This is a genomic window from Bradyrhizobium sp. AUGA SZCCT0158, assembly GCF_018130065.1.
In the GTDB taxonomy this organism is placed as follows: domain Bacteria; phylum Pseudomonadota; class Alphaproteobacteria; order Rhizobiales; family Xanthobacteraceae; genus Bradyrhizobium.
In genome coordinates this window covers 1-20,362 of the sequence record NZ_JAFCME010000018.1, presented here as the reverse complement: position 1 = coordinate 20,362, position 20,362 = coordinate 1, and the positions used below count along the sequence as shown (strand labels likewise).

20 protein-coding genes are annotated in these 20,362 nt (G+C 63.2%); 11 read left to right on the top strand and 9 right to left on the bottom strand.

Annotated features, from left to right (window positions below; all coding sequences use genetic code 11):
• The first annotated feature begins 31 nt into the window (after positions 1-31).
• From JQ574_RS24095 to JQ574_RS24075, 5 genes are all read left to right on the top strand, one after another.
• Entirely contained in the window at positions 32-889 is an 858-nt protein-coding gene (locus JQ574_RS24095) for a branched-chain amino acid ABC transporter permease (RefSeq protein WP_212204436.1), read from the top strand.
• A 3-nt stretch (positions 890-892) separates the two neighbouring features.
• The gene (locus JQ574_RS24090; protein ID WP_212204437.1) at positions 893-2,113 is read left to right on the top strand and encodes a substrate-binding protein; all 1,221 of its coding nucleotides are present in this window, start codon (positions 893-895) and stop codon (positions 2,111-2,113) included.
• Between the two features lie 72 nt (positions 2,114-2,185).
• Positions 2,186-3,235: a branched-chain amino acid ABC transporter permease gene (locus JQ574_RS24085; RefSeq protein WP_212204438.1), complete on the top strand. Its 1,050-nt coding sequence runs from the start codon at positions 2,186-2,188 to the stop codon at positions 3,233-3,235.
• On the top strand, positions 3,222-3,956 hold the full coding sequence (locus JQ574_RS24080) for an ABC transporter ATP-binding protein (protein WP_212204439.1): 735 nt from the start codon (positions 3,222-3,224) through the stop codon (positions 3,954-3,956). The genes JQ574_RS24085 and JQ574_RS24080 overlap by 14 nt, the downstream gene beginning before the upstream one ends.
• Positions 3,957-4,029: 73 nt before the next feature.
• Entirely contained in the window at positions 4,030-4,653 is a 624-nt protein-coding gene (locus JQ574_RS24075; RefSeq protein ID WP_249119563.1) for an ABC transporter ATP-binding protein, read from the top strand.
• Here JQ574_RS24075 and JQ574_RS24070 read toward each other — a convergent pair.
• Entirely contained in the window at positions 4,650-5,447 is a 798-nt protein-coding gene (locus JQ574_RS24070) for a thioesterase family protein (protein WP_212204443.1), read from the bottom strand. The two genes, JQ574_RS24075 and JQ574_RS24070, sit on opposite strands and share 4 nt — an antisense overlap.
• Positions 5,448-5,608: 161 nt before the next feature.
• On the opposite strand from JQ574_RS24070, the gene JQ574_RS24065 reads away from it, so the two are divergent.
• Together JQ574_RS24065 and JQ574_RS24060 are read left to right on the top strand one after the other, a co-directional pair.
• Positions 5,609-6,274 (top strand): DsbA family protein, encoded by a 666-nt coding sequence (locus JQ574_RS24065; protein ID WP_212204444.1) that lies wholly within the window; start codon positions 5,609-5,611, stop codon positions 6,272-6,274.
• A 163-nt stretch (positions 6,275-6,437) separates the two neighbouring features.
• On the top strand, positions 6,438-7,076 hold the full coding sequence (locus JQ574_RS24060) for an NIPSNAP family protein (RefSeq protein WP_212204446.1): 639 nt from the start codon (positions 6,438-6,440) through the stop codon (positions 7,074-7,076).
• A gap of 198 nt (positions 7,077-7,274) precedes the next feature.
• Here the strand turns inward: JQ574_RS24060 and JQ574_RS24055 are convergent, their stop codons facing one another.
• The 4 genes from JQ574_RS24055 to JQ574_RS24040 all read right to left on the bottom strand — a co-directional run bounded on the left by JQ574_RS24055 (position 7,275) and on the right by JQ574_RS24040 (position 11,138).
• Positions 7,275-8,219, bottom strand: coding sequence for a cupin-like domain-containing protein (locus tag JQ574_RS24055; RefSeq protein WP_212204448.1), 945 nt, complete (start codon positions 8,217-8,219; stop codon positions 7,275-7,277).
• Positions 8,216-9,421 (bottom strand): GNAT family N-acetyltransferase, encoded by a 1,206-nt coding sequence (locus JQ574_RS24050; protein WP_212204450.1) that lies wholly within the window; start codon positions 9,419-9,421, stop codon positions 8,216-8,218. Before JQ574_RS24050 ends, JQ574_RS24055 begins: the two co-directional genes overlap by 4 nt.
• 284 nt (positions 9,422-9,705) lie before the next feature.
• A complete protein-coding gene (locus JQ574_RS24045; protein ID WP_192734282.1) occupies positions 9,706-9,909 on the bottom strand; it encodes a cold-shock protein in 204 nt (67 codons plus the stop codon).
• Between the two features lie 305 nt (positions 9,910-10,214).
• Positions 10,215-11,138, bottom strand: coding sequence for an aminotransferase class IV (locus tag JQ574_RS24040; RefSeq protein ID WP_212204453.1), 924 nt, complete (start codon positions 11,136-11,138; stop codon positions 10,215-10,217).
• 325 nt (positions 11,139-11,463) lie between these two features.
• On the opposite strand from JQ574_RS24040, the gene JQ574_RS24035 reads away from it, so the two are divergent.
• Positions 11,464-13,383 (top strand): adenylate/guanylate cyclase domain-containing protein, encoded by a 1,920-nt coding sequence (locus JQ574_RS24035; protein WP_212204454.1) that lies wholly within the window; start codon positions 11,464-11,466, stop codon positions 13,381-13,383.
• A 29-nt stretch (positions 13,384-13,412) separates the two neighbouring features.
• Here JQ574_RS24035 and JQ574_RS24030 read toward each other — a convergent pair whose 3' ends face one another.
• Positions 13,413-14,042, bottom strand: a complete 630-nt coding sequence (locus tag JQ574_RS24030; protein WP_212204456.1) for a ferric reductase-like transmembrane domain-containing protein — start codon at positions 14,040-14,042, stop codon at positions 13,413-13,415.
• Between the two features lie 19 nt (positions 14,043-14,061).
• Entirely contained in the window at positions 14,062-14,550 is a 489-nt protein-coding gene (locus JQ574_RS24025) for a Twin-arginine translocation pathway signal (RefSeq protein WP_212204458.1), read from the bottom strand.
• Positions 14,551-15,084: 534 nt separating this feature from the next.
• On the opposite strand from JQ574_RS24025, the gene JQ574_RS24020 reads away from it, so the two are divergent.
• Positions 15,085-15,663, top strand: a complete 579-nt coding sequence (locus JQ574_RS24020) for a hypothetical protein (RefSeq protein WP_212204460.1) — start codon at positions 15,085-15,087, stop codon at positions 15,661-15,663.
• 46 nt (positions 15,664-15,709) lie between these two features.
• On the opposite strand, the gene JQ574_RS24015 is transcribed toward JQ574_RS24020, so the two are convergent.
• Positions 15,710-16,363 (bottom strand): winged helix-turn-helix transcriptional regulator, encoded by a 654-nt coding sequence (locus JQ574_RS24015; protein WP_249119562.1) that lies wholly within the window; start codon positions 16,361-16,363, stop codon positions 15,710-15,712.
• 285 nt (positions 16,364-16,648) lie between these two features.
• On the opposite strand from JQ574_RS24015, the gene JQ574_RS24010 reads away from it, so the two are divergent.
• A complete protein-coding gene (locus tag JQ574_RS24010; protein ID WP_212204462.1) occupies positions 16,649-17,806 on the top strand; it encodes an acyl-CoA dehydrogenase family protein in 1,158 nt (385 codons plus the stop codon).
• A 363-nt stretch (positions 17,807-18,169) separates the two neighbouring features.
• Positions 18,170-19,141, top strand: coding sequence for an ABC transporter substrate-binding protein (locus tag JQ574_RS24005; protein WP_212204463.1), 972 nt, complete (start codon positions 18,170-18,172; stop codon positions 19,139-19,141).
• Between the two features lie 260 nt (positions 19,142-19,401).
• Here JQ574_RS24005 and JQ574_RS24000 read toward each other — a convergent pair whose 3' ends face one another.
• Positions 19,402-19,980: a hypothetical protein gene (locus JQ574_RS24000; RefSeq protein ID WP_212204464.1), complete on the bottom strand. Its 579-nt coding sequence runs from the start codon at positions 19,978-19,980 to the stop codon at positions 19,402-19,404.
• Between the last annotated feature and the right edge of the window lie 382 nt (positions 19,981-20,362).

The following is a 20,362-nucleotide window of genomic DNA, read 5'->3' as shown; positions in this document are numbered from 1 at the left end:
CCGAACGCCGCAATGCTGCTGGTGATGGCATATGGATAACCTGTTCGTCGCACTGTTCGAGATCCTGAGTTTCGGCGCGATCGTCGTTCTGGTCGTGCTGGGACTCGGAATCATCGCCAGCATGATGGGCATCTTCAACTTCGCGCAGGGCGAGTTCGTCCTGCTCGGCGCTTACGTCACCTATATCGTGCACAGCGCGGGCGCGCCGGTCTGGATCGGCATGGCGGCCGCCCCCTTCGTCGTCGGCGCGCTGGGATTTGTGCTGGAGCGGAGCATCGTCCGGCGATTTTACGCCGCACCGATCGTGGCGATGCTGGGCACCTACGCGCTCGGGCTGATCATCCGCGAAATCGTCCGCGGTCTGATCGGCGGGCTCTATCTGTCGGTCCCGGAGCCGCTCGGCGGTTCGGTCAATATCGGGACCATGCATTTTTCCAGCTGGCGGCTGGTGATCATCCTGATCACGGCGCTGGTGATGATCGGCAGCTATCTGCTGCTGGCGCGCACCGCCTTCGGACTGCGCATTCGTGCCTCGCTGGAAAACCCCGCGCTGGCCCGCGCCTCCGGCATTTCGACCAATGCGATCTATGGCGCCACCTTTGCGTTCGGTGCCGCGCTTGCAGGCCTTGCGGGGGCGCTGATCGTGCCGGTGTTCTCGCTGTTTGCCGATCTCGGCCTGCGTTTCCTGATCCAGGGCTTCGTCGCCGTCATGGTCGGCGGAGTCGGCTCGTTCGCAGGACCCGTCGCGGGCGCCGGCGTGATCGGCACGCTCGCCGCGGCACTGCCCTGGATCATCCCGCCCGTGATCGCCGACGTCCTCGTGTTCGTACTTGCCATCATCTTCATCAAGTTTCGGCCGCAAGGCCTGATTTCAGGAAAAGGGGTCTAGTCCATGTCCAGCGATCACAGCCATCTCAACCGCCGGCGGTTCCTCTCCAACTTCGCCTTTGCCAGCACCGCCATTGCCACCGGTGTCGGCAGCTGGGTCGTTCGCCCCGATTGGGCCAACGCGGCGGGGCCCCCGATCAAGGTCGGCATCGCCACCGACTTGACCGGCCCGATCGGTTACGCCGGCAACGCGGATGCGAACGTCGCAAAGATGGTGGTCAAGGAAATCAACGATTCCGGCGGCTTGCTCGGCCGGCCGCTGGAATTGTTCATCGAGGACACCGCGTCGAATGAATCGGTCGCGGTCGGCAACGTCCGGAAACTGATCCAGCGCGACAAGGTCGATCTGGTGCTGGGCGGCATCACCAGCTCGATGCGCAACGCCATCAAGGACGTCATCGTCGCGCGCGGCAAGACGCTCTACATCTACCCGCAGCTCTACGAGGGCAAGGAGTGCACGCCCTATCTGTTCTGTACCGGCCCGACGCCGGCGCAGCAGTGCGACGAGTTCATCCCCTGGCTGATCAAGAACGGCGGCAAGCGGTTCGCGCTGCCGAGCGCCAACTATGTCTGGCCGCACACCCTGAACGTCTATGCCCGCAAGGTGATCGAGGCCAATGGCGGCGAGGTGGTCTTCGAAGAATATTATCCGCTCGACCAGATCGACTTCAGCGCCACGGTGAACCGGGTCATCTCCAACAAGGTCGACGTGGTGTTCAACACCGTGATCCCGCCTGGGGTCGGGCCGTTCTTCAAGCAGCTTTACGAGGCGGGGTTCCTCAAGAATGGCGGCCGGCTATCCTGCGTCTACTACGACGAGAACACGCTCAACATCAACCAGGCGGCCGAGATCGAGGGACTTGCGAGCTGCCTCGACTATTTCAAGGCGCTCACGCCTGAAGACCCCTTCAGCGCCAAACTTCATGCAGCTTACGAAAAGCAGTTCCCGGGCACGTTCCTGTTCGCCGCGGGCAGTGCCGCGACCGGGACCTATCGTGGCCTCAAACTGTGGGAGGCGGCGGTCAAGGAGGCCGGCAAGATTGATCGCGACGGGGTCGCGGCGGCGCTGGATCACGCCAAGATCGCCGAAGGTCCCGGCGGGCCCGCGGAAATGGTTCCCGGCAAGCGGCATTGCAAGATGAAGATGTACACGGCGGTTGCCAAGGGCGGCAATTATGAGATCGTCGCGCGCAGCGCCGGCCTCGTCGATCCCAAAGAATGCTGATGTAATGCTGAGCGTGGCGCTGCGGCGGCCGAAAGCCACCGTTAACTCCGGAGCAGGTTTGCTGGCCATTTGATGACAGAAACGACACAGACGACGTCGCTGCCGCTTCCCGGTCGGGTCGGCCGCCAGCGCCGATGGCGAGTGCTGCCGATCATTGAAGTCGCGGTACTGGTGATCGCCGTGCTGCTGCCGTTCGTCCTCAAGGACTATCTGACGATCTACGCCACGCGGGTCCTGATCCTGTGCCTGTTTGCGCTCTCGTTCGATCTGGTGTGGGGATATGCCGGCATCATGAGCTTTGGACAGGCCGTGTTCTTCGGCACCGCCGGTTATGGCGTGGCGCTGATTGCGCGCGACCTCGGCGTGACGTCGATCCTGCTCGTCCTGCCGGCCGGGCTTTTGATCGGTTTTGCCTTTGCGCTGCTGCTCGGCGGGTTTCTGCTGCTCGGACGTCATCCATCCAGCGTGATTTTTGTCTCATTGGGCACGCTGACCGGCTCCTACGCGGCCGACCGCGTGGCGCGGGGCTGGTATTATCTCGGCGGCCAGAACGGCATTCCCTCGATCCCGCCGATGACGCTCGGCAGCTACGACATCACGGAGGGTCCGGTCTATTACTACATGACGCTCGGTATTCTGCTGGCGGTCTATTTGCTGTGCCGCTTTCTGGTGCGATCGCAATTCGGTCTGGCGCTGGCAGGCTTGCGTGAGAACGAGCAGCGGATCGCCTTCTTCGGCTATCAGGTGCAGCGGCTCAAGGCGATCATCTTTTCCTTTGCCGGCGCCGTTGCGGGCCTCGCGGGCAGTCTTTATGCGTTTCACGAAGGGTTCGTTTGGCCCAACATGCTGGGCGTGGTGATCTCGACGCAGGTGGTGCTCTACGTGCTCTTCGGCGGCTCCGGCACGCTGATCGGTGCGGTGATCGGCACGGTCGCGATCGAGGCGGTCAGTTTCTGGCTGTCGAACTCCTATCAGGACATCTGGCCGATCATCCTCGGCGTGTTGCTGTTGCTGGTCATCCTGTTTCGCCCCGCAGGTTTGGTCAGCCTGATCCTGAGCGAGCGCGAGCGTGTCGGCAATTTCGGCCGGCTGCCGGAGGAGGGCGATCGTGGCTCTTCTTGAAGCACGCGGACTGATCAAGATTTTCGGCAAGCTGACGGCCCTGAACGGCGCCGATCTCACTGTTTACGAGAACGAATTCCACGGGCTGATCGGACCCAACGGTTCGGGCAAGAGCACGCTGATGAAATGCGTCGCCGGCGCGGAAATCCCGACGTCGGGCACGGTGACGTTCGGCGGCCGCGATATCTCGCAGGCGTCGCCGGCTGAGCGGGCGCGCGCCGGCATGAGTCTGAAGTTCCAGATCACCAGCGTGCTGCCGGCGCTGACGCTGTACGACAACATTCTGCTGGCGTTGCAGGCGCAATGCTCGCTGCCCAGCCTGGTGTTTTCGCGCAGCCGCGGGGTGCTGCACGATCGCGCCATGGCCATGCTCGAACAGTTCCGTCTGGTCGACCGCGCGGCGGAGCCTGCGTCCGCGCTGTCGCACGGCCAACAGCAATGGCTTGAAATCGCAATGGCGCTGGCGCCCGAACCAAAACTTCTTCTGCTGGACGAGCCGACCGGCGGCATGAGCCTCGAGGAACGCCGGGTGACCGGCGAACTCCTGCAGCCGATCAAGAAAAAATGCTCCCTCGTTATCGTCGAGCACGACCTCGATTTTATCAGGGACATCTGCGACCGGTTGACCGTGCTCGATCAGGGCAGCGTGCTCGATTGCGGTTCGGTGTCGCATATCCAGTCGAGCGCCCGGGTACAGGAGGTCTATCTCCGCCGTGCCTGATAAGGACAGATATCTCGACATCCAAAGCGTCGACGCCGGCTATGGCCGCAGCCAGGTGCTGTTCGGCGTCAGCATGGCCGTGCCGTGGCGCGGCGGCGTTGCGATTCTCGGCCGCAACGGCGCCGGCAAGACCACGCTGATGAAGGCCATCGTCGGCGAGTTGCCGCTGCTCGGCGGCGCCGTCAGTCTCGATGGCCGCAGCGTCGGCGCGCTGCCGACCGAGCAGCGCATCCGCCTCGGCCTCGGCTACGTCCCGCAGGAACACTCGGTGTTCGGCAGGCTTTCGGTGCGCGACAATCTCGCCGTCGGCGCATTGACCAACCGCGACAGCCAGGCCGTCAACCGCGTGCTGGAGATTTTTCCAAAGCTCGGCCAGCGCATGGACCAGGTCGCCGGCACATTGTCCGGCGGTGAACGCAAGATGCTGGCGATCGGCCGCGCGCTGTTGTCGAACCCGCGCGTGTTGTTGCTGGACGAGCCGACCGAAGGCGTCTGGATCGGCGTGATCGAGGAAATCACCGAGCGCCTGATCCTGCTGGCCAAAGATATCGCCATCGTGATCGTCGAGCAGCATCTCGACCTCGCGCTCCGCGTCGCGGACCGCGCCTTCGTGCTCGACCGCGGCCGGGTCGCGCTATCAGGATCGGCGCAGGAAGTCCGCGACGATCCGAGGCTGCTGCAGTATCTGGCGCCTTAAGACGCCTGCGCTTGTGCTTCGCGCCGCTCGAACGTCATCGCCTGCAGCACTTCGGCGAACGCGCCCTTGCGGTCGCTGAGCGTTGCCATGGTCAGACCCGCCCCATTGGCGCCGGCGCGGGTGCGCGAGCGGATCAGGATCCATTCGCCCTTCGGCGGGCGGAAGAAATAGAGGCTGATCTCGGGATTGATGAACGTCCATTCGCGCATATCGACGATCTGGCCGACGCCGCTGGCAAAATCCGCGGCCTGCACCGCCTGCAGCAACGGCGTATTGGTCTCGCCCTCGACCATGGGCACGTCGAGCCGCATCCATGCCGCGGCCGGCCCCGGCTTTTCCAGCGCGCCTTCGATGAGCCGCACGGACACGTTCTGGAAATAGCGGCTCCATTTCTGCGCAAACGCCGGCGGCGGTGTGCCGGATTCCGGCGGTGCGTCGCTGACCGAATTTTTGGAGAACGGATCAGCGGGCGACTCATTGCCTTGCGCCGTCAAGAGCGCCGTGCAGCGGCCGATCTCGGTCTCGCCGTCTGTGAGCCGCACCTGGATGGTCTTGGCCTTGCGGCCGTCGCGCAGCATGTCGGTCTCCAGGCCGAAGGCGCGCAAGCCCGCGGGCCGCCACAGGTCGAAGGTGAGGCGGCGCACGGCAAATCCGCTATTCTCGGCGAGCCGTTCGACCTCGCGCGTCATCAGCGCGGTGGTCGCGCTGCCCTGCAGCATATCCGGCGACCACGGCCCGCCGGCATGCTCGGTGGCGCGAAAGAGAGGGCCTTCCGGCTTGAAAATGGCGGTCATATCGGGCTCCGCAGTTGAATTGTTGCCCGATTTCTACGGAGGCCTGTCCGCGGCCACAATAACCGCGGAGGTTATGTAATGGCGGCATGCGGCGCGGGGCCTTGCCCCGGGCCTCAATCGGCTTACTTTCCGGCCATCGTTTGAAGCCCGAGGACGCGCCCATGAGCACCATCAAGCCACTGAAGATCGACATCGTCTCCGACGTGGTCTGCCCATGGTGCTATATCGGCAAGCGCCGGATCGAGAACGCGCTGGCGCTGGTGCCGGACGTGCCGGTCGAGGTGCGCTGGCGGCCGTTCTTCCTCAATTCCTGGGTGCCGCGCGAGGGCATCAGCCGCGACGAATATCTCACCGCCAAGTTCGGCTCGGTCGAGGCCTACAAGGGTATTGCGGGCCGCGTCGTCACGGCGGCAGGCGAAGAGGGCCTGACCTACCGGCCTGAGCTGGTCAAGCGCCAGCCCAACACCACCGATTGCCATCGCCTGATCCACTGGGCCGAAGCGCAGGGCAAATCCGGCGAGATGAAGCAGCGCCTGATGGAATTGTATTTTCGCGATGGCGGCGATCTCACCGATATCGACGTGCTGGTGCAGGCCGCCGCCGATGTCGGCCTCGATGCCGACGACGTGCGCAAGCGCCTCGCGACCGACGAAGACGTCGCGCTGATCTCGGGCCAGGCGCAGGAAGCGTCCGAGAAGGGCATCTCCGGCGTGCCGACCTTCGTGCTGGCGCAGAAATACGCGATATCAGGCGCCCAGCCCGCCGACCAACTCGCCCGCGCCATTCGTCAGGTGTCGGGAGAGATCAACGCGCAGGCGGCCGAATAGACCTGTGTCCCGGACGCGGTGCAGCGTTCTTTACGCTGCTCCGCAGAGCCGGGACCCACGCCGGCGCAAGATCGACCCCGGATCAGCAGCGCACCGCTACGCGCTGCACTGCATCCGGGGGACGCCACGCCAATATCCAGCAAAAAAGAGGAAACGAACCACCATGATCTACGAATTGCGAACCTACACCGTAAAGCCCGGCACGCTCGGCGACATGGTGAAAGCGGCGAGCACGGTGTCGGCCGACATCCGCAAGAACGACTACGGCAAGCTCGAAGGCTACTGGATGACCGAGATCGGGCCGCTCAACCAGGTCCTGCACATGTGGAGCTACAACAGTTTCGAGGAGCGCGGACGCCTTCGCGCCGAGCTCGCCAAGAACCCGCGCTGGACAGCCGAGTATATTCCGCTGATCCGTCCGCTGCTGCTGCGCCAGAATGTTCGGCTGATGAATGCGATCAAGCCGCCGGTGGCTCCGGCATCCTCAGGCAATGTCTATGAACTGCGCAACTACCGCGGCAAGCCGGCTGGTGGCCTCAAGCAATGGCTCGATGCGTTCACCGCCGTACTGCCGGCGCGCGAGAAATATTCCAAGATTGTCGGCCTTTGGCAAACCGAGGCGGGCGAGCCCAACGAGGCCTGCCACATCTGGGCCTATCCTGATCTGAACGCCCGCGCGGAAGCGCGTGGCAACGCCATGAAGGATCCGGCCTGGCAGGAATTCCTCGGCAAGGGCCCGGGCTTCCTCGAGGAAATGCACTCGACGATCATGCTGCCGACGCCGCATTCGCCGCTGAAGTGAGGTGAGGTGGTAACGGCGACTGCTTCAGCAAGCCCTCGCGCAACAAACACCGCCGTCATCCTGAGGTGCTCGCCGTCTTCGGCGAGCCTCGAAGGATGGCTACGGGCTCGAACTGTCATCCTTCGAGGCTCGCAAGCGCTCGCACCTCCAGCGACAACGGCGAAGCCGTTGCGCGGGGATGACGACCGGTGCTTGAAGCTAAGTCCCCTTCAAATAATAATTCGCACGCTTCCCCAGCGCGATGCGGCGCAGCACGCGGCGCATCGCCATCGAGGCGCGGAGCGGTTTGATCGCCGTCGTCACCGTGCGGTAGAAGGCGAGCTTGAGCGCGTCGCGTACCGGCTGCTTGCCGGGCGGCTGCTGCGGCATACCAATGCCGCGCAGCATCGAATTGAAGAAGTGCAGATCGTTGAGGCGGCGCACCTCGCGCGTCTTCCAGGTGATCGCCATCGAAATCGAGAATGAGTCAGCGGTGCGCACCCAATGCGGCCATTGATACGGCACGTAGCAGCCGTCGCCCGCGAACAGATGAAACTCCTTGCCGCGGGCGGCAAAGCGCTCGTCATATTTCAGATTGCGGTGCTTGGTCATCGAGCGCTCGATCTCGTCGTCGGAGACGATGCTGCGGTCGGTATTGTCCAGGATGGTGAAGAATTTTTCGCCGTGGATATGCACGAAGAAATTGTCTTCGCTGTCGAGATGGAACGGCGTGGTCGAATTCGGCGAGGACACGAACAGGAAACCTTCGAGCTGTTCGAAGCCGGCGTCGCCCAAGCTGTTGAAGCCGCGGGCGCGCGCCACCGAGAGCAGGGTGTCTTCCAGCAGCTGGCGATATTCCGGCGAATTTTCCACGCGCTTGAGCACCATCCAGGCGCCGGCGGTCTCGATGCTCTTCACCACTTCCACGGGATCGAGATCGACCGAGGGAATGGCGTCGGGATCCTGGCTGATCGCGACCTTGCCTGAATTGTATTCGATCAGATCGCGCGGCAACTCAGCAGCCAATTGCGCGATGCGCGGCAGCATCAGAAGCGGATGGCCGGCCAGCTTGTGGCGGATCGCGAACGGTTTTAGCGGAAAGTCGCGGCGCAAGGCATCGTTGTCGGCTGCAATCACCGGCGCTACGGCGGTCTGGGTATTCATGAGGATTTCTCCTGGCGTTCTCTGATAAAACGGATGGCGCGGCGCGCCGGCTCGCGGGCGAGCTTGCGCAAGCTCAAGGCGGTTTGCGCCAGCGTTGCGACCACATCGCCCCGCCGCAGCGGAATCAGCACATCGCCGATCGCGAGCCGTCCGCGCCAGATCGGATTGATCATGGGGTGGTCGGCATTGGCGGTGGAATCGACCAGCGTAATTGTGGGATCGGCGCAGAGATGCCGGGTCAGATCGAGCGTCAGCTGCACGCCCGGCGAGAATTTCGAAAAGCGTTCGTCGACGCCGAGCTTGAAATAGAACGCACGGTCCTGATGCCGCAGCACGATGGCTGCTGCCACCGGCGTCTCGCCGGCGCGCAACGTCACGATCTCGCATTGACCGGTGGCCGCAAGATCAGGCGTCGCGCGGCGGATAAAGGCGGCATCGCCGGCGTGCTGCACCAATGCCGTGCCGCGCTTGGCTTTCCAGCCGCTGGCTTCCAGGTTGAGGAACGTCTCGAGCGCGGCCGTAACCTCGGCGGGCGTGCGCGCAACGTTGAAATGCACCTCGCCATGGTCGCCAAGCCGGTTACGCTGCCGGCGCAGCTCTTTCAGTTTCTTCGGTCCCAGCCCGTCGCGCAGCAACTCATCGGGGTCGAGGGTGGCATCGAGCGCGGCGCGGACATGCGACTGCAGCACGCGCGGCGTGAGGCCGTCGCGGGCCAGGACAGCGGTGAAGGCCTTCATCGCGGCGCCGTCCAGCGACATGTCGCGCAGCATCAGCGCGTGAGCGCCGGCCTTGCGCGCGCCGTCCAGCAGGCGCCCGGCAGCTTGCTCGGCATGATCGCGGCCCAGCAGCGGCGTGGACAGCGAGCCATAGGGATCGGCGCTGACCCAAACGGGCAGCGGAATCCTGTAGGCGCGCCACATCGAAATAACCGGCATCAACCCGGTCAACTCAGCGGTATCGCTCCAGGCACTCAATGCAGAAGCACCGACGCGTCCGCGCGCGGACGCGTTGACCGCCAATTCCCATTCCGGGAGGTAATAGCCGTTGGGCTCAGTGACGCGCTCCGACAGCGCGCGCCATTGGGCGGCGGGGATGTCGGCCAGCGGCGTCAGCGCACCGGCAGGCGCCACCGGCGCGCGGGTGCGTGCGGCATCCCCTGGCGATGCACGACGGACTAGCGATGTCTCTGCAATCTCGGCCACTTCCCCGTTTCCCCGGTCGCGATGTCGAGCGCGGCACCAACAGGGTGCCGCCTGCTTCCATCACGTTCTGGGAGCAACGCTAGCGTAGAGAAATGGAAAATGCCGGTGGGACCACGCTCGGATTTGAGCGGTTATGTTAACGGCTGATTCAGCATGCCGCCGCGGCAGGCTGCGAGGATAAGCGTTCAACCATCTCCGGCCGGGCAAGCGGCTGTTTTGACGGCCCGGATCGCAGGAGTGGGGACGTAGCCCCCGCCGGCGTGAACCGGCGGGAAATATCTTCGTTAGCCAACTCTCAGATTTTCAGCCGAGGTCTTGCCGCGGTTTTCTTTTTCTTCGTAGCTGACCTTGGCGCCCTCATTCAGGGAACTCAGTCCGGCCTTTTCTACCGCCGAGATATGCACGAACACATCCTTGCCGCCACTGTCGGGCTGGATAAACCCGAATCCCTTGGTTGCGTTGAACCACTTCACAGTACCTGTCGCCACGTCCGCACTCCCTAGTTTTGATCGAGGAGGCACCCTAGGTCCGTCTGAGGGTGCTCCGCAAGGCCCTCTGGAGCGAATCGGCGGTCGGCAGGGACCGTCAGCCATCTGCTGGAACAGCTGGGGCTGTCGTTGGCCATGCGCGGATCCATGGAGCGAAACCATCGACACCGCTTCCTTGGATCCATCCATTGCCGGAAGCCAACGGGTCCCGCGAATGCGCCCGACGATAAACTCCGCGATATGCGGGTCTTGGGAAGCACCCGGATGTCGCTGCGCATCCGGGGGCTACTGTGGCTGCGCGCCGTTCATTCACCCGCTTCGGCCATCTCGTACCGGACCGGCGTGTGGTGCCAGCCCTCGTCGTGCTTCTTCCAATAAATATCCTTGAGCCGCGTCGAGATCGGCCCGGGCCGGTCGTTGCCGAGGATGCGCGCGCCGATGCGCGACGCCGGCATGACGCCGCCGGCGGTGGTCGCGAGAAAGACCTCGTCCGCGTGGTCGAGCGCCGATCGCGGGATCGGCTCGACCGCCGCCTCGATGCCGAGTTCGGCGCACAGTTCCAGCACCGATTGCCGCGTGATCCCGCGCAGGCTGCCGCGATCGGGCGTCGTCACCCGTCCGTCGCGCACGACGAAGACGTTGAAGCCCGGCCCCTCGGTAAGAAAACCCTGCGCGTCGCACAGCACGGCGGTGTCGAAACCGGCATCGTGCGCCTCCATCAGGCCGGAGGTCAGGTCGTTCCACTGGTAGTTCTTCACCGTGGGATCGACCGAGGCGTCGGGCACGCGCGGCGTCGAGGCGATGAAGACATGCGCGCCGCGCGCCTGCACATCTTTCGGCACGACGTCGATCCAGGGCAGCGCATAGGCGATCAAATGGTTTTCGCAATCCGCCGGCCGGCGCGATCCCATCACCCGCGGCCGTCCGCGCGAGGCCACCATCGCGACATAGGCATCCGCAAGACCGGTGAGCGCGACACAGCGATGCAGGATTGCCTCGATCGCGGCGCGGTCTTCCGGCGGATGGATTCGCCGCTTTTCCATCGAGCGCTCGAACCGGTCGAGGTGATCTCGGAGCCGGAAGAATCCACCCTTGAATACATGCACGACGTCATAGACGACGTCGGAGCGCGTAAAACCCCAATCGGTCACCGGCAGCGTCGCCTCGGCGATCGGAACATAGCGTCCGCGGACGTAGCCGGCGCCATCGGGGTAGGGGGAGGTGGTCATGATTGTCTCCCGAGGAGAGGGATGTTCCGTGTGGCGACGTATGCATAGTACGCAAATGCAAGATACGCCGCCAGCGCAACCAAAGTCCCCGTGGCAGTTCGATCAAATCGATGACCGTCGTTGCAGTCAGGCGTATCCGATCCGATGTGGCATCCTGAATACCCCTGCGGCGATATAGCCCGCCACAAGACCGGCAATAACGTTGAATTGTTTCGCCATGAGAGGATGAAGGATATTTTGTGCAATCGGCTCGACCGGTAGACTTTCGGACGGCATTGCCGGACCAGGACCTGTTCGTGGAATAAGCCCGGCATTGGATCCGCTGATGACCATCCCCACGCCAATTCGACGTGCCGCGCCGCCTCCTCGAGAAGGAGGGCTGCCGATCACGTGGCTGCTGTCGCTAACTCTCATTGGACTTGTGCTCGCCGCGGTGCTTCCCGTCGTAGCGCTCGGCTATTACGCCGCGCGAGAGAACACAGGCCGTCTGCTGCGCGACCGCTCCGAACTTGTGCTGGATCTGGTGGTCGAACGCTTGAGCGCGCATCTGGATCCGGTCCGCGCCCAGATGACCTACCTTGCCGCGGCGATCCGCGAGGGCCGACTGGATCCGAACGACGACGCAGGCATGGCGCGTTTTGTCCTGGGAGCGTTGGCGGCGACGCCGCAGGTGGTGGGCATCTCGGTGACGCGATCCAATTTTAGCGTGCGCCGCTACGATCGCGCGGACGGCCGCAGCTACGACACGTTGGATGCGTCGGTTTTTCCCGCGGTCGTGCGCAGCGTCGAGGACGCACTGGTCGATCCCGAGCCGCGCTGGTTCGGTCCGCTGGTCAGCCCGCTGCTGGCGCAAGGTCAGGTCATTCTCGCACTGAGAATGCCGCTACGCGGGCCGACTGAGAACGCGGCCGGCGCAAGTGAAGATGACGCGGGGCCGTTTCTTGGCGTCCTGGTGGCCGCGATCTCGGTCGCGGAATTGTCGCGCTACGTTGGCGAGATCGGAGGCGCGATCGGTCAAACGCCCTTCATCCTCTCGGGCCGCGACCGCGTCCTCGCCCACCCGGCGCTGTCGATGCCAAAAACGATTGCGGGCGCCAGGGTGGAAGATCCGCTGCCCCGGGTCGATGGCTTCTACAAGGACAATGCGCTTGCCAATATCTGGGCGCGCGCGCCCAACCCGCTGTCCTCGCTCGCTCCGTTCAGGCGTTCTGAAGGTCATTTCTCCTGGATGGGCGACGGCGGCTTCGACAGCCACGTTTATGTTTACCGGCAGATTGCGGGCTACGGCGATGTTGGCTGGATTGTCGGGGTGCATTATCGAGGCTCGGATACGCGCCAGGAGCGTTGGCTCGTGCTTGGTGCCGGGCTCGGCGGTCTGGTGCTGCTCGCCCTGGCGGTGGGGGCGGCTATCATCATCGCGAGGCGGCTGGGAAGGCCGGTGCTCGGACTTGCAGAGGCGGCGGCGCGCATCGAGGCGCTGGAATTCGACGGCGTACGGCGGCTCCCGCGCGGACGCGTGCGTGAACTCAACCGGGCGGCCGGCGCCTTCGAGCGGATGGCGGCGGGTCTGGTCTGGTTCGAAACCTATCTGCCCAAGACGCTCGTGCGCCGCCTTGTCGCTCATGGCATGGCCGGGGCGCCGGAAGCCGAGACGCGCGAGGTCACGGTGCTGTTCACCGACCTTGAGAACTACACGGCGTACTCGGCCGACCGCCACGCCGCCGAGGTGGTTAGCTATCTCAACCAACTCCTGTCGCGCGTCGGGCCGCTCATCGAGGAGAGCGGCGGCACGATCGACAAATACATCGGCGATAGCATCATGGCCTTTTGGGGCGCGCCGGAGCCGCGCACCGACCACGCCGCCGATGCCTGCGGTGCGGCGCTCGCCATAGCCGCAGAGGTGAGCGCCTTCAACGCGGAGCGCCGTGCCAATGGCCTGCATGCCTGCCGCATGCGCCTCGGGCTCCACAGCGGTACTGTCGCCGTTGGCAACGTCGGATTTTCGGGCCGGGTCGACTACACGATCATTGGCCGTACCGTCAACATTGCGCAACGCCTGGAGCAGTGCGGCAAAGAGGCGGCGGCGGAGGCTGAGGTCGTGGTGCTCGTATCGGAATCGACGCAGGCTCAGGCAGGTCCGCACTTTGAATTCACACCATGCCCGTCGCTCCGCCTGGACGGCGCAGGTCTGATCGCACGCCTCATCAGGCGGATCCCTCGCGACGAAACATCGCCAGCGTCTTGAGATCCTTATCGCTATCAATTTCGCCTGGTTTACTGTCGCATAACGCTCCCTCCGCGCAACGTCCCTCGCTTTCTCCATACCCGCAAATCAGCCATGACTTTTATGGTCGCCGCAAGGACCAGCGCGCAAAGCGCGGCCTTCGTCATCGTCTCCATCGTCCCCTCGATCAGGATGCCGTGGACCACGCTGCCGACGACGATGACAATCGCGAGGGGCATATGGACGACACGCCACGTTCGCGCTCGCAGTCCCAATCGCCGGCGAAGTGCCGCTATGATTGCGACGGCGAAGATGGCCCACATGGCGACCACACCCCACGGGGAAAACGGCGTTGGCGATGAGAACAGAAGGGCGTCAATCATATCAGGGGGACTGGTGATCCAGAGGCCGGCGACGTGGACCACCACCGCCACGACCAGCGCGCCTCCGATCCAGTGATGTGCGCGTCGTCCACGATAAGCCGACAGTCCCGGCAAGTATCCGCCAATCAGCAAAGGCTGAACGAGCACAAGACCCAGTGCGATAATCCCTGCGAACCCGGCCAGTATGTAGAGCGGATCGCGCCATGCGAGCAGCGGGCTCGCTGCTGCAGCGGCGATCGGCACGCAAATGGCTGCCGCAAGGGCGGCCCAGATCAGGGTCACCTTCGCCAATCTCATCCCCGTGTTCCCAACTCGGTCAGGCCGGCTGAAGGACGAAGTGCGCCTCGAGGCTGGTATCTTTGGCGCTGCGCATCACGGGACGTAGAAAGACGGTTTTGAATTCACCACTGTCATAGGCGAGGTGACCATGTGGCTGGCCGAAGATCGGAATGATCTGCGGCATCTCGAGGCGGAACGCCCCGTTCTTGTCGGTGAGCGTGGCCCCATGACTACGCTCATCCCCCTCCCGCCCTTCGGTCGTGTGCGCCCAGATCTGAATGCGCTGCCCGGCAAGCGGGGCGCCGTCGCCTGCGCGGCGTACGGTGCCGGTCATCCAGAAGCCACCCTTGCCGATCCGATTCACGGTCGGCGCGCCCTTGAGGTAGTTGTTGGCCCCGCCCGGCATCGAAGGGGTCGGTGCGAGGCCTTCCGCGCGGGCGGGCACCAGCAGCCCGGAAACGCCGGTTGCCAGGACGGAGCCGCCGGCGACGAGGAGGTTGCGGCGGTTGAGTACGAACGTGTTCATGTAAGCTTCTCCTGCGACCGTGCAGTTGTTTCGCCGAGAATACAACAACACGCGCGAGAGGCCCAGTTGCGGGAGGCGAAGCGCGCGACAGGGCGCAATAACAGTGTTGTGAACGGATGTGCCGGCCGCTCAACCGGCGTCGTTGACGAGGCGCAGGAACTCATCCGGGAACGTGTAGCTCTCTTCCCGTCCAGCGTTTTGCTTGTGACGAGCCGTCCGCAAAACGAGGAACAGCCGAATTCCCCGCTGATGACAATTGGCAGCCCAGGCGGCAGACACTATTTGCAAACCTGGCTCTCGGCCGCACACATTTACAGTCATCTCGAGCAATCAACAGGGAGGAGCACAGTGAAAACAAAATATACAGTTGCGTTGTCGATGCTCGCTGGCATCGCAGTGGCGCCGTCGCTATCCAGGGATTGCAGCGATGACGCGAACCGTTAGTATCACGCGGAATGATCGCAATGTCCGCCTTGGCGCGTAAAGCGGACATACAACGACGTATCATGAGAAGTTGAGAGGGAGACCCGTTACATGAGCATCGCCGATCCCAACAAGACGATCCTGACGGGCGAGAACCCGTTTATCCGCTTGAGTCCGAAGGACGGCGAGCCGAACTCGACCGAGGCGAGCTATTGGCGGATCATCTTTTCGCCGGCTGGTCCCGGACACGTTCTCTACTTGAAGAGCGAGCTGACGGAAGGTCGCTGGCGCATTTACTCCGACAACATCGCGATGGCGCGGTGGCTGCAGTCTACCGTACAAGGCATGCTCAATACCGAACTTTCCGACACAACTATCCCCTGTGCGGACGCGCAATTCTCCAAAGCGGGAGATCCGCGCTACTTCTGGACTGAACACATCAAGTCGCACGGCGAAGACATCTCACTTACCTGGTTCGATATCGGCGAACCGCTGCTCATCCACTCGCAGCCGAACCAGATTCCCGACCGGCGCTACGGCGTGTGCACCGTGCTGATCCCGGCGCTCGGCACCCGTCTCGTCCGCAACGGCGTCGAGGCGAAAGGGCGGTCCTGGCCGCGGGAACGCGAGGGGCGGCCATTCTCGACGTCGGCGTTGGCATTCTCGGAAAGCTGGACGGAAGCGGTCTGAGGCAGAGCTGCCAATCAGATCCCTAACGGTAACGGCCTGTTTGCAGCTACACCACAGCCCTTTGCCCCTGCGCAAAGGGGCTGAGACCCAGCCATTGCTGCATCGATCTGGCGATCGAGCTGTCGCCGGTGACCTTGATGCGGCCGGCTTCGACTTCGCTGTGGAGCTTGGCGACGCCCATCCACACCGCAGTCATGGCGCGCAGGGGACAGCTGACATAGAGGTCGACGTCGTAGCCGGGATCGGTGAGGCAGAGGTCGACCTTCTCGCGCTCGACCACCAGCCACCATGATTTCCGGTCCGGCCGCATTTCCGGATAGATGAAATTGATGGTGGTGCGGCGCGGCGGCAATGGCGTGGGCTGCAGGTTGCGCCGCATGTCCCACATCAACAGCCCGGGATCGAGATTTTTCAGCGACAGCGTCGACTCGACCCAGCGCTGCCCCCAGAAACCGAGCGACATGACGATGCCGCGCAGATCTTCGCCCGCCTCGGTCAGCTTGTAGTCCATCACGCCGTGCTGACCGGTGGGGACCGCGACGATCACGCCGGCTTCTTCCAGCTCCTTCAGCCGCTTCGACAGCAGCGTCGGCGACATCCGCGGCACGCCGCGACGCAGTTCGTTGAAGCGCGTGGTGCCGCAGAGCAATTCGCGCAGCACCAGCGCGGTCCAGCGGTTGCAGAAGATCTCTGATGCCATCGCCACCGGGCAGAACTGCCCATAGCTTCCGCGTTCGCTTTTGTCGGGCAACGGGGATCTCCTCATGCACGCGCGGGGGCAGTACAGATACTATACCGCTCTGGCCTGCCGGCGGCCATAGCGAAGCGAATAATCCAATGTTTACAGTGGCCTGTTTTCCAGGCGGCGCATCGCCGCCGCGGCAGTACACTTCCTGAACTGGAGGGATCTTGCGCCCGGGCCTAGTTTCCGGGGCATTAGACATCTCGCTTACTCGCGGATGTCCCAATGAATGGAGGGATGACCATGAGCAGCAACACCGCACGCGCCATCGATGCGACAACGCACCGCAGCCCCATCGAGATCGCCCGCGAACTTGGCCCCGTCTTCGCCAAGCGCGCTGAAACCGCCACCGACGAGGACCAGTTCGTCGCCGAGAATTTTGCCCTGCTGAAGGAAGCGGGCCTGGTCGAGGCCGGCGTCCCCACTGAACTTGGCGGCGGCGGCGCCAGCATCGATGAGCTCGCCGAAATGCTGCGCATCCTCGGCCAGCATTGCGGCTCCACCGCGCTGGCGTTTTCCATGCACACCCATCAGGTCGCGATTCCCGCCTGGCGCTGGAAGGTGCAGAAGGCGGCGCCCGTCGAGCCCTTGCTCAAGCGCATCGCTGCCGAGCGCATCTTTTTGCTGTCGAGCGGCGGCAGCGACTGGATCGGCGGCTCCGGCAAGGCCGAGAAGGTCGACGGCGGTTATCGCATCACCGCGCGCAAGGTGTTTGCCTCCGGCTCGCCGGCCGCGAACCTGTTCATGACCACTGCCGTGCTGGAGAGCGAAGGCGAACCGGCGCAGGTGTTGCACTTCGGTCTGCCGATGAACTCGCCGCAGGTGAAGGTGATGGACAACTGGCGCACGCTTGGCATGCGCGGCACCGGCTCCAACGACGTCTTGATCGACGGCCATGTGGTGCCGGAGGCGGCCGTTGCGGTGAAGCGCAAGGCCGGCGAATGGCATCCGCTGTTCCAGATCATCGCAACCATCGCGTTCCCGCTGATCTATTCGGTCTATCTCGGCGTCGCCGAGAGCGCCCGCGACGTCGCGGTTGGTGTCGCGAAAAAGAAGAAGGTCGACAACCACATGATCCAGCTCGCCGGCCGCATGGACACCGAGCTGGCTGGTGCGCGCCTTGCTCGCGAACACATGCTGGCGGCGGTGCGGCTCGATGCGCCTTCGGCCGAGACCATCAACCAGGTGATGACGGGCCGCACGCTCGTCGCGCGCCACGCCATTGCCACCGTAGAGCTTGCGATGGAGCTCGCCGGCGGCGCCGGCTTCTACCGCGCCACCGGGCTGGAGCGTCGCTTCCGCGACATCCAGGCCGCGCGCTACCACCCGCTGCAGGCCGGCCCGCAGGCACAATACGCCGGCTCGATGGCGCTCGGCCTGCCGGTGGACAAGGTGTACTAGGATACGCACGGCTCCCGAGAGAAGCGCTTGAGGGGTCTGTCTCCGAAGGAGGGGCCCTTCACCCGCTCGCGATTTTTACTCTTGCGCGCGCAAAGAGAGGCATTGGAGCAGCCCGAGTGTTGATTGATGGGATGCACTTTCTCGGGAGATGGCGGACAGCGCGTGATCAACGGTTAGCTGGCTAGCGCGACGCCGTTGCGCCGCCGATGATGTCCGTTTCAACGGGCAGGGCGGACCTCACCACTGCGAGCGCGTTGACATTCGAAAATGACCCAATACGGACGTGTTCCAGAAATCCCACGCTGCTTTTCCCGACGTGCTATATTCTCGCCTGCCGAGCGGCTCGAATTCCGGTGAACGACCATGAGGCGGCGCGATTTTATTGGCTTGATCACGTCTGCAGCGGTATCGCTTCCACGGCTGGCGGTCGCGCAAAAGAAGCCCGTGCGGATCGGTTGGCTCGTATTCGGCGGTGGATCGCTGGGGCGGATCGATCAGTCGTTGAAAGAGGCGCTTTCGCAGGGCGGCCTTGTTGACGGCAGCAATCTGCAGATCATTTACCGTTATGCGAACGGCCACGCCGCGCGCCTGCCGGAGTTGGCGGAGGAACTTGTTGCGCAGAAGCCCGACCTTCTGCTTGCGGTTGGCGGCGACATTCTCAAGGCGCTGTTTGATGCAAGCAACGGCACCATACCTGTCGTCGGCGGCGTCAGCGACAGTCCGGTACGTTCAGGACTAGCCGTGTCACTGGCCAACCCGGGCAAGAATTTTACCGGTGTGACATTTCTTACCGATGAAATGGCAGCCAAGCGGATGGAGCTGCTAAACGAGGTCGTGCCGGACGCAAAGCGGGTGAGCGTAATTTTCAATCCGCAGCATCTCGATGACGAGCTTACCTTCGCACGGAAAGGAGCCCAATCGTTTAGTATCGATGTAACAGCGCATCCCATCAGCAACCCGGAAGAGCTGGAAGCCGCGCTTCGTTCAGCAAGTGCCAGTGGCGCGAACAGTTTGTTTGTGGTCGCTTCGCGACTGACTAGTTTGGTTGCCCCGAGAATTGCTCAGTACGCATTGGAGCAGCGGCTCCCGGTCATCGCTGCGTGGCGCGAATTTGCCGCCAGCGGGGCCTTGTTGTCCTATGGACCGGATAGGATCTTCGAGGCCAAGCGGCTTGCAGGTTACGTGCAGAAGGTGTTGAGGGGTACCAAACCGGCCGACCTGCCGATCGAGCAACCTGTCAAGTTCGAGCTTGTGCTCAATCTGAAAACAGCACGCATTATAGGATTGCCGATTAGCCGAGATTTAATGCTGCGCGCAGATGACCTTATCGAATAGCTACGACGGATTCCGCTTGTGGCACTTTTGGGATATGCCCGCCGATCCTGAGAATGTCCGTTCACCGGAGCAGCAAGACGGGCCGAAACCGTAACGCATGAGCGAGTGGCTGAAGTCTCCCGGCTTACAGCCGCCGAAGTAATTGGCAATGGCTGCTAGCTATTACGCCTACGTCATTGGTCATGACGGTAGTATCCGGAACCGCATCGAAGTCCTCTGTGATAGGAGGCGTGACGACGGGACGGAGCGCCCCGGCAGGATCACTCGGCCGAGTTCACGCGGATTTCGGATTGGACGAGCCTGCATCCCTTAGCTTCGGCGCAGCGGTCCATCGGAACAACAAGCATCTCCCTCAACCTGCGTTGCTTCTCTTCTTGGGAAAAAGGGGGCGCTAACTGGTCGGCTCTTCTCCGAATCTCGCTTTCCAAAGCGGCTCGCTGGTCAGGAGCAAGAGCCTTCCCAGCCGTCATTAAGAGGAAACCAACCAGGTCATGCCGCCGTAAGTCCAAATCCAGAATGATGAGCCCGAAAGGACCATCGGGGATGCTCACCCGCTTAAAAATGCAAGCGTAGCTGTCCTGGCAAAGCGAATATTGCTTCAGGTTCACGTACCGCATGCTGCATTCCGGAGGCGTTTCCATACGAACGACGCAGACCGCCAGATCCGGCGCATTTTTGTTGATGGCCGTCGGAGCGCGCGCCCCGCCAAGGCCTGGAATGCCGTCCCAAGGTTCTCCGTCGGCCTTCGTGGGGTCGGCCGCCACGGTGATGCTGATGGGTTTCCCTTCACCGGCCAGGCAGTTGGCGGGGAACACCAAAATAAACAAAATGGCCCACAACGACCGTCGGTTTATGCGCGAATGCCAACTAGCGACTCGGTGAGAGCGCCTGAACAAGCACAACCGGCGTAGTTGCATATAGGGCATCCGACAGGTTTTTCCTGACACGGGCCGCTTCATTGATGATCCTTTTGCGAGATCAAGATATTCTCGCGTACGGATGCGTCAACACCTTAGCGACAGCTCAGGAAAATCAGTGGCGCATCGGCATCCCGTCCTAAGCAGAGAGATTTGACGCCTGTGTTGCGGCGACCGGTTGAGCCGGCACGCCAGAAGCGGACGTTCCGGTCAGGTCGGCTTCTGACCCTGGCTGTGTGAAAACGCCGCTGCTTTGCTATTATTCTCTCGTGATTCTGCGGGGGAAGCTGATGCGGCGCTTCGT

What these genes read in the sequence shown, in the direction of transcription:
- JQ574_RS24055 (WP_212204448.1), bottom strand. Translation starts at nt 8,219, where the DNA reads ATGAATACCCAGACCGCCGTAGCGCCGGTGATTGCAGCCGACAACGAT.
- JQ574_RS24025 (WP_212204458.1), bottom strand. Translation starts at nt 14,550, where the DNA reads ATGAACACGTTCGTACTCAACCGCCGCAACCTCCTCGTCGCCGGCGGC.
- JQ574_RS24070 (WP_212204443.1), bottom strand. Translation starts at nt 5,447, where the DNA reads ATGACCGCCATTTTCAAGCCGGAAGGCCCTCTCTTTCGCGCCACCGAG.
- JQ574_RS24005 (WP_212204463.1), top strand. Translation starts at nt 18,170, where the DNA reads ATGAGGCGGCGCGATTTTATTGGCTTGATCACGTCTGCAGCGGTATCG.
- JQ574_RS24075 (WP_249119563.1), top strand. Translation starts at nt 4,030, where the DNA reads ATGGCCGTGCCGTGGCGCGGCGGCGTTGCGATTCTCGGCCGCAACGGC.
- JQ574_RS24015 (WP_249119562.1), bottom strand. Translation starts at nt 16,363, where the DNA reads ATGGCATCAGAGATCTTCTGCAACCGCTGGACCGCGCTGGTGCTGCGC.
- JQ574_RS24040 (WP_212204453.1), bottom strand. Translation starts at nt 11,138, where the DNA reads ATGACCACCTCCCCCTACCCCGATGGCGCCGGCTACGTCCGCGGACGC.
- JQ574_RS24010 (WP_212204462.1), top strand. Translation starts at nt 16,649, where the DNA reads ATGAGCAGCAACACCGCACGCGCCATCGATGCGACAACGCACCGCAGC.
- JQ574_RS24060 (WP_212204446.1), top strand. Translation starts at nt 6,438, where the DNA reads ATGATCTACGAATTGCGAACCTACACCGTAAAGCCCGGCACGCTCGGC.
- JQ574_RS24020 (WP_212204460.1), top strand. Translation starts at nt 15,085, where the DNA reads ATGAGCATCGCCGATCCCAACAAGACGATCCTGACGGGCGAGAACCCG.
- JQ574_RS24030 (WP_212204456.1), bottom strand. Translation starts at nt 14,042, where the DNA reads ATGAGATTGGCGAAGGTGACCCTGATCTGGGCCGCCCTTGCGGCAGCC.
- JQ574_RS24065 (WP_212204444.1), top strand. Translation starts at nt 5,609, where the DNA reads ATGAGCACCATCAAGCCACTGAAGATCGACATCGTCTCCGACGTGGTC.
- JQ574_RS24035 (WP_212204454.1), top strand. Translation starts at nt 11,464, where the DNA reads ATGACCATCCCCACGCCAATTCGACGTGCCGCGCCGCCTCCTCGAGAA.
- JQ574_RS24085 (WP_212204438.1), top strand. Translation starts at nt 2,186, where the DNA reads ATGACAGAAACGACACAGACGACGTCGCTGCCGCTTCCCGGTCGGGTC.
- JQ574_RS24095 (WP_212204436.1), top strand. Translation starts at nt 32, where the DNA reads ATGGATAACCTGTTCGTCGCACTGTTCGAGATCCTGAGTTTCGGCGCG.
- JQ574_RS24090 (WP_212204437.1), top strand. Translation starts at nt 893, where the DNA reads ATGTCCAGCGATCACAGCCATCTCAACCGCCGGCGGTTCCTCTCCAAC.